This window comes from Deferribacterota bacterium, assembly GCA_034189185.1.
Taxonomy (GTDB): domain Bacteria; phylum Chrysiogenota; class Deferribacteres; order Deferribacterales; family UBA228; genus UBA228.
Genome location: JAXHVM010000261.1, coordinates 1 through 1,966, shown reverse-complemented (window position 1 = coordinate 1,966; position 1,966 = coordinate 1). Strand labels below are relative to the sequence as shown.

2 protein-coding genes are annotated in these 1,966 nt (G+C 30.3%); one reads left to right on the top strand and one right to left on the bottom strand.

Annotated elements, in window-relative coordinates; translation table 11 throughout:
• Nucleotides 1–142: 142 nt before the first annotated feature.
• Nucleotides 143–1,060 (bottom strand): efflux RND transporter periplasmic adaptor subunit, encoded by a 918-nt coding sequence (locus SVN78_10670; protein ID MDY6822068.1) that lies wholly within the window; start codon nt 1,058–1,060, stop codon nt 143–145.
• Between the two features lie 96 nt (nt 1,061–1,156).
• Between SVN78_10670 and mobB the strand changes: the two genes are divergently transcribed.
• A complete protein-coding gene (gene mobB / locus SVN78_10665; GenBank protein MDY6822067.1) occupies nt 1,157–1,819 on the top strand; it encodes a molybdopterin-guanine dinucleotide biosynthesis protein B in 663 nt (220 codons plus the stop codon).
• Nucleotides 1,820–1,966 lie beyond the last annotated feature (147 nt).

Genomic DNA, 1,966 nt, shown 5'->3' with positions numbered 1-1,966 from the left:
TTATAAAGGAACTTTTACCACCACCATTAGCACCAATTATACCAGTAATCTCTCCACTTACTGCTTCAAAAGAAGCATTATTAATTGCTGTAAATTTTCCATATTTAACCACTAAATTCTTAATATTAAGTATAGACATTATTTATAGATCACCAAGCGGTCTAGAGCTTTTTAACAACCCCTTACCATCTAAGGATATAACACCAATTGCAGGCAAACCTAGCTTGATTAGAGGGTTATATTCAACCGGTTTTAAATGCACTGCAAACATAAGCTGTATCCTATCTTCTTTAATTTGGACTTCCTTAGGTGTAAATTCTGCCCTTTCTTCAATTCTAACGACCTTTGCTGGTATAGGTTTATCAGGATATGCATCCAGAAAAATCTGGCCCACATCACCTATCTCAATCTTTCCATTTGCAATTGTATCAACAAATAACTTTAAATAGAGCTCTTTTGGGTCTATTAGCAGCAAAATATTGCCGCCTTCACCAATAACCATTCCAGGTTGTGCAATTCTATCAATAACTAAACAATCTCCTGGAGATCTTATGGTCATCTCATCAATCATTGCTAACACTTCTTCTCTTTGGGCTCTAAGCTGCTTTATTTGATAATTAAGGCTATCTAATCTCTTTTTTGCTGTATCCTTTGCCAACATCGCATTTTCATAATTAGATTCAGAAATTAATTCTGATTCAAATAAAGATTTAGCCCTCTTAAAATCTCTAACGGATTGTTCATAATCTAGCTTTGCTGCATCCCTGTTTGCTATAGTTGATTCAATTGCTTTATTCGTTTGTTCTAATCGAGCCATAAATTCATCAGATTTTAATTTTGCTACAATTTCACCTTTTTTAATTCTATCTCCATCATTAACAGTAATAAATTCTACCCTACCAGCATATTTGGCATTTAGAAATATAAGATCTCCATCTATTCTACCAGTGCCAACAACTAAATTTTTAGGAATTTCTGGTGGTCTTATAGTATAATATATAAAGTATCCGGAAATTCCCATTAATATTAATATAGTAGTTATTAGTATAACATTTTTCATTTGAACATAGACTATAGCAATAATAATGAAAATGTTCAATAAAATATTTACTAAGAATAAATTTTATTATATCTTTTCTAAAAACTAGGAGCTTATATGTATAATATAATATCAATAGTAGGTACGTCAGATTCCGGCAAAACAACACTTATAGAGAAACTTACTACCTATCTCACTGAAAAAGGATATAAAATAGCAACTATCAAACATGATGCCCATTCCTTTGAGATAGATAAAGAAGGAAAAGATAGTTATAGGCATAAACAAGCAGGGGCTAAGACTGTTATTATATCAAGTTCAGAAAAAATTGCTATGATTAACAGCGTAAATAAAGAACCGACATTAGACGAGCTTATGCTTCTATTACCAGAGGATATTGATTTAGTAATAACTGAAGGATATAAACGTTCAAATAAACCAAAAATTGAGGTTTTTAGAACTTCCCACTCTAGGGAATTTCTTTGCAAAGATGATAATACATTAGTTGCTGTAGCTACTGATGACTTAAATGCCCCAGAACTAGAAAATGTAAATAATAAATTTTTCTTAGATAATATTGAAGACACAGCTACATTTATTGAAAATAATTATATAAAAAAAGAAAACAACGATAATATACTGCTTTTTGTAAATGGCAGGCAAATTCACTTAAATGAATTTGTAAAAAATACGCTTATGTTAACTATAAATGCATTAGTTAAACCCTTAAAAGGGGCATCTAACGCTAAAAACATATGGTTAAAAATTAAGAATAAATAAATAGCTACATAATAAGCCTAATATTGGCATATCTATAATAGGTATTATCAAGAAGGTTTTTAAATTTAGCTATATTTTCCCTAAATAAAGGTATTTTAGATGTAGGCATTTTCTTAGTAGGAGCCTTGAATTTTAAAGGGTTTAAAA